This window comes from Endothiovibrio diazotrophicus, from assembly GCF_054657215.1.
On sequence record NZ_BAAHXB010000183.1, the window covers coordinates 1 to 6,023 of the forward strand.

3 protein-coding genes are annotated in these 6,023 nt (G+C 69.7%); 1 reads left to right on the forward strand and 2 read right to left on the reverse strand.

The window, feature by feature from the left end; all coding sequences use genetic code 11:
* Window positions 1-172 precede the first annotated feature (172 nt).
* Window positions 173-2,197 (forward strand): methyl-accepting chemotaxis protein, encoded by a 2,025-nt coding sequence (locus tag ACYQ2W_RS24930; protein WP_459873512.1) that lies wholly within the window; start codon window positions 173-175, stop codon window positions 2,195-2,197.
* Between the two features lie 67 nt (window positions 2,198-2,264).
* Here ACYQ2W_RS24930 and lplT read toward each other — a convergent pair whose 3' ends face one another.
* Both lplT and ACYQ2W_RS24940 read right to left on the reverse strand, forming a co-directional pair.
* Entirely contained in the window at window positions 2,265-3,485 is a 1,221-nt protein-coding gene (lplT, locus tag ACYQ2W_RS24935) for a lysophospholipid transporter LplT (RefSeq protein WP_459873515.1), read from the reverse strand.
* Window positions 3,482-5,647 carry an AMP-binding protein gene (locus tag ACYQ2W_RS24940; RefSeq protein WP_459873517.1) on the reverse strand — a complete coding sequence of 722 codons (2,166 nt, stop codon included), beginning with the start codon at window positions 5,645-5,647 and terminating at the stop codon, window positions 3,482-3,484. The genes lplT and ACYQ2W_RS24940 overlap by 4 nt, the downstream gene beginning before the upstream one ends.
* Between the last annotated feature and the right edge of the window lie 376 nt (window positions 5,648-6,023).

Genomic DNA, 6,023 nt, shown 5'->3' on the forward strand with positions numbered 1-6,023 from the left:
GGCGCGCCTTGCGGCTGACCGCCCAGCGACTCACTGATGGCCGATTTGTGGGCAAAGGGCAGATCTAGGTACATACCCAGGTTATGCAAAGGTAGATCGGCGGTTATTATTTTATCAACTGGTGTTTTTCCTACGCGGAACCACGTCGATTTCTTACGTTGATGGTGTGGATATGCTTACGCTTCTTTCCCGTTTTTCCATCAAGAGCAAGCTGTGGGGCGGCTTCGCCCTGGTGCTGTCGATCCTGGTCGGGGTGGCCGGCACGGCGGTGCGCAGTCTCGACCGCACCGGCGAGCGGGTCGCCCGGGTGGTGGAGGAGATCCAGCCGGTGGTGCTGGAGGCGGAGGCGGTGGACGCGGCGGTCAACCGCGCCGCGTCGGCCCTCGGCTTCTACCTGCTGAGCGGCGAGCAGGGCCACCGTGATGCGTATGAGCAGGCGCTCGGCGAGATCGACCGGGCGCTGGGGCGGCTGCGCGCCTTTCCGCGCATTGCCGATGACGGCGAGCTGGCGAAGAGGGTGGAGCGGATCGCCGCCGGGGCGAAGCCGCTGGAGGCCTACCGCGCGCGCAGTGAGACGCTGGTGGGAGATCTCACCGCCCGTCTCCCCGCCATGGCCATCGCCAACGACGTCCTCAATCCCCTCAACATGGCGATCCGCGGCTATCTCGGGCAGATGGTCGCCTCCGAGATGCAGGAGGAGGCGGACGACGAGCGCCGCGAGCTGCTCGACCGGATCTGGCAACTGCGCCTGGTGTGGAGCAGCGTGCTGCTGGAGATGCGCGGCTACCTGGCCTACCGCACTGAGGCGGCGCGGAGCAACGCTCTGGCGTTCTACGACGACACCGGCCGCCAGCTCAAGGAGCTGGCGGCGATGAGCGACCTGTTCACCATGGAGGAGGAGGAGGCGATGGCCGAGGTCCTCCCGCGCTACGAGAAATACGGCGAGGCGATGCGCCGGATGATGGCGATCCACGGCGGCGAGCAGGGGCAGATGGACGCCTTCTTTGTGCGCAACGAGGTGACGCCGGTGGTGAAGGCGGTGCGCCAGGAGGTGGGTACGCTGGTGGAGCGTCTGCGCCGGGAGACCGACCGCACCGGCGGTGAACTGATGGGGCAGGTGAGCGGTACCCGCACCCTGGTGCTGTCGTTGATGGTGGTCGGGGTGCTGCTCGGCGGGGCGGTGGCGACGGTGATCGGTCTCGGCATCGTCCGCCCCGTGCGCGGGGCGATCCGCGCCATGCGCGACATCTCCGAGGGGGAGGGGGACCTCACCCGGCGGTTGCGGGTGGTGGGCCACGACGAGGTGTCCGAGCTGGCCGGCGCCTTCAACGCCTTCGCCGAGAAGCTGCGCGCCACCGTCAGCCGGGTGGCCGATGCCACCGTCCAGCTCGGCGCCGCCGCGGAGAGGCTCGCCTCCACCACCGACCAGACCGACCACAGCGTCGCCGAGCAGCGCCGGGAGATCGATCGGGTGGCCGCCTCGGTGGGCGAGTTGAACGGGGTGGTGGACGAGGTGGCCCGCTACTCCGGCGAGGCGGCCGATGCCGCCACCCGCTCGCGCGAGGAGGCGGAGAACGGCCAGGAGGTGGTCGGGCGTACCGTGGCGGTGATCGAGCGGCTGGCCGAACGGGTGGAGGCGGCGGCGACGACCCTGCAGCAACTGGAGGGGGAGAGCGACAACATCGGCAGCGTGCTCGATGTGATCCGCGGCATCGCCGAGCAGACCAACCTGCTGGCGCTGAACGCCGCCATCGAGGCGGCGCGGGCCGGCGACCAGGGACGCGGTTTCGCGGTGGTGGCCGACGAGGTGCGCACCCTCGCCTCCCGCACCCAGCGTTCCACCGAGGAGATCCACGGCATGATCGAACGGTTGCAGGGAGGCGTGCGCGAGGCGGTGGCGGTGATGGAGGAGGGGCGCGGGCAGGCCCGCGTCGGGGTTGAGCAGGCGGCGGAGGCCGGCGGCTCCCTGGAGAAGATCACCGAGGCGACGCGCATCATCAACCAGCTCAACGACCACATCGTCGAGGCTACCGGGCGCCAGCGGGCGGGGGCACGGGCAGTGAGCGAGGGGGTCGACGGCATCCGCCGGGTGAGCGAGCGCAACGTCGCCACGGCCCACGGGACCGCCGAGTCCGGGGCGCACCTCACCGAGCTGGCCGACGGGTTGCGGGAGCTGGTGGGGCAGTTCCGGACCTGAGGAGGAGAAAAAGTGGACGTGTCCGTTTGGGTGATGATGGGCACCGTTGCGTCTCGGGCGGCGGTGGTCAGCCTTCGGTCGCTTCCGTCCCGGTCGAGGCGGTGGCTTGTTCTTCCGGCGGCAGGCGCCACGAGACCAGGGCGGTGGCGACCACCACCAGGGTGCCGAGCAGGGTGAGGCCGAGTACCGGGTCGAGTCCTTCGGCCAGGGCCAGGGTGTAGAGGCCGGTGGCGGTGAGCATCGCCAGGTTCTCGAAGAAGTTCTGCGCGGCCACCGCGTTGCCGGCGCCCACCGAGCGGTGGCCGATCTCCTGCAAGGCGGCGTTGATCGGCACGACGAAGAGGCCGCCGGCCAGGCCGATGGCGAAGAGCAGGCCGTTGGCGACGGCGGTGTCATTGGTGGCGCCGAGGAGCAGGATCAGGGCACCCATCAGGTAACCCGCCATGCGCGCCCGGCGTAGCCGTTCGATCGGGATCAGTCGTGGCACCACCAGCGAGCCCAGCGCGATGCCGGCGGCGATGTAGACGGTGAGGTTGGCCACGTCGGCGGTGTTGGCGGTGAGCAGTACCGCCGGGGCCCACGCTACCAGCATCACCCGCAGCACCACCGAGGCGGCCCAGAAGATCGCCGCGCCGAGCATCGAGAAGCGCGCCCGTGGGGTGGCCAGGAAGTCCTTCAGGGTGCGGCCGAACTGGCGCAGCGCCGGGGCGCGGTGGTCGTTGCGATCGGCGGTCGCCGGCAGCAGCAGGGCGCCGGCCAGCGAGGCGAGGTAGGCGACGACGATCAGCGCCAGGGCGCCGCCGATGGAGCGGTCGGCCAGATGGGCGCCGATCACCGCGCCGAGGACGATGGCGACGATGGTCGAGCCCTCGACCCAGCCGTTGGCCTTGACCAGCCGCTCGCGCTCCACCAGCTCCGGCAGGATGCCGTACTTGGCCGGACCGTAGATCGCCGCGCCGATGCCGACCACGGCGTAGGCGGCGAGCGGTTCCACGCCGGCCAGCAGCAGGCCGGCGCCGGCCGCCTTCACCGCGTTGCCGACGGCGAGCACCGTGCGCTTCGGCCGGCGGTCGGCGAACGGGCCGACCCACGGCGCGAGGAGCACGAAGGCGAGCAGGAAGGAGGCCTGCAACGCCGGCTGGTACCACTCGCCGACGCCGCTCGCGATGACCATGGCGAAGGCGGCGAAGAGGATCGCGTTGTCGGCGAAGGCGGTGAGGAACTGGGCGCCGAGGAGCAGGCCGAGGGCGCGGCGGGGGTTGTCGATGCGGACTTCGGGCGCGTTCATGCCGCCATCTCCTTGCCGAGCAGCGACTCGGCCAGCTTCTGCGCGCCGGGCAGGTCGATCTTGCCGGTGCCGAGCAGCGGGATGCGGGTCCCCCCGAGCACCTTTTTCGGCACGTTGAGCTCGCTCACCCCGTGCGCCTTGGCGGCGGCGAGCAGGGCAGGGCGGTCGGCGCCCTCGGCATCGGTGAGCAGCACCAATTGCTCTCCCTTGCCCGGATCGGGGAGGCGCACCGCGGCGACCAGCGCCCCTTCCCATACCTCGCTGGCCAGCGCCTCGACGGCGGCCAGCGAGACCATCTCGCCGCCGATCTTGGCGAAGCGCTTGGCGCGCCCCTGGATGCGCACGTAGCCCTCCTCGTCGAGGGTGACGATGTCGCCAGTGTCGTACCAGCCGGCGCCCTGGCTGCTCGCCGGGGGCGCCAGCTCGCCGGGGTTGGCGGCCAGCAGGTAGCCGAGCATGACGTTGGCGCCGCGCACGTGGAGCCGTCCGCCTTCCTCGATGCCGGGGACCGTCTCCAGGGCGTGGTCGATGCCGGGAAGCAGCCGGCCGACGCTGCCGCGGCGATACTCCATCGGGGTGTTGACGGCGAGTACCGGCGCGGTCTCGGTGGCGCCGTATCCCTCGAACAGGCGGATGCCGAACTTCTCCGCCCACAGGGTGCGGGTCTGCTCCTGGAGTTTCTCGGCGCCGGTGAAGACGTAGCGCACGCTGTAGAAGTCGTAGGGATGGGCGGCGCGCCCGTAGCCGGCGAGGAAGGTGTTGGTGCCGAAGAGCACGGTGGCGTTCACGTCGTAGGCGATTTCGGGGACGATCCGGTAGTGCAGCGGCGAGGGGTAGAGGAAGCACTTCATGCCGGAGAGCAGCGGCAGCAGGGTGCCGGCGGTGAGGCCGAAGGAGTGGAACATCGGCAGGGCGTTGAGCACCACGTCCTGGGCGTTGAAGTCGACCCGCGCGCCGAGCTGGGCGCGGTTGGAAAGCAGATTGCGGTGGGAGAGCACCACCCCCTTCGGTTCGCCCTCGGAGCCGGAGGTGAAAAGCACCACCGCGGCGGCGTTCGGATCGCCGGCGGGGCGGCGCAGGGCGGCGCCCTTGCTCTTCAGCCAGGCGCCCAGTTTGGCTTTGAGACCGATCCGCGCGGCCAGATCCTCCAGGTAGACCAACTCCACGCTTTCGCTCAGCCGCTCCACCACCGGCTCCAGCTTGGCGGCGGCGACGAAGCGGCGCGAGGTGACCACCCGGCGCAGGGTGGCGGTGCGCGCGGCGCTGGCCATGCCTTGGCTGCCGACGGTGAAGTTGAGCATCGCCGGCACCCGGCGGTAGGCGTGCAGGCCGAGGAAGGCGACCACCGTGGCGGTGGCGTTGGGCAGCAGCAGGCCGACCCGCTCGCCGGGGGCGGTGCCGCGGGTGAGCGGACGGCCGAGGGCGTAGGCGGCGGTGATCAGCCGGTCGTAGCCCATGGGCTTACGCTCGATGTCCTCCAGCACGGGGCGCTCGCCGCCGTGGACCCGGCGGGCATCGACCAGGGCCTGGAACAGGGTGCGTTCGGTGTTGGCGGTCTCGAACATCATCCCGGTCATCAGTTCGGCCAGCCGGTGGCCCGCCGCGCGGCGGCGGTCGCGCCCCTGCACCGAGGCCGGCGGGCGGATCGAGCGGGGGGCGAGCACGGTGAGGGTGATCTTCGGGAACCAGCGCAGGCGCACCCGGCCGCGCAGGCGGGAGAAGGGGGTGTACTGGGCGCCGTCGATGCGCACCGGCACCACCTGCGCGTCAGCCTTGTCGGCCACCAGGCCGGGGCCGTCGTAGATCTTCATCAGCGCGCCGGTGACGGTGATCCGCCCCTCGGGGAAAATCACCGTCGGGTGGCCCTCCTTGAGGTAGCCGACCAGCCCCTTCAACGCCAGCGGGTTGGTGGGGTCCATCGGGAAGATGCGGGTCAGCGCGAGGAAGGGCTTGAACAACGGGTACTTGGCGACCCAGGTGTTGACCGCGAAGGTGAGCTGGCCGGGAAGGAAGGCGACCAGCAGCAACGCGTCGAGAAAGGAGGTGTGGTTGGCGACGATCAGCAGCCGCTCGTCGGCGTCGTCGAAGTGCTCCAGTCCCTTGATCTCCACCCGGTAGAGCAGGGTGAGCAGGCGGCGCAGCAGGGTCTTCAGGATGGTCATGGCCGGGGTCCTCGTGGTGGGTCGGGTTCGGCTTTCCCCAATCAATCGTCGGGCCAACTTGGAGAATTCCATCTAACTCGTCGGAACGTAAACGGTTTTTCCCGCTTTTTGACCACCGGTTGAACCGCCGTATCCGGCGTTTTAATAATCATTTATTGATCATGTGTCGTTCAATTTATGGTTATTAATCTGTCGGGCTTGGCAACCTGACCGGCTGCCGGAAGAACCCATTGGGTTGCGGCTGCGGGCTCCTGCCCTCTCGCCAAATAAACACATCCGTGTGCAAAAGCGGGAGCGAAGCCCGACACGCCGCCGCCGGACTCTCCGCGCCGCCGTTCTCGTGAACGCCTGTTGGGCTTCGCTACGCTCAACCCAA

What these genes read in the sequence shown, in the direction of transcription:
- lplT (WP_459873515.1), bottom strand. Translation starts at nt 3,485, where the DNA reads ATGAACGCGCCCGAAGTCCGCATCGACAACCCCCGCCGCGCCCTCGGC.
- ACYQ2W_RS24940 (WP_459873517.1), bottom strand. Translation starts at nt 5,647, where the DNA reads ATGACCATCCTGAAGACCCTGCTGCGCCGCCTGCTCACCCTGCTCTAC.
- ACYQ2W_RS24930 (WP_459873512.1), top strand. Translation starts at nt 173, where the DNA reads ATGCTTACGCTTCTTTCCCGTTTTTCCATCAAGAGCAAGCTGTGGGGC.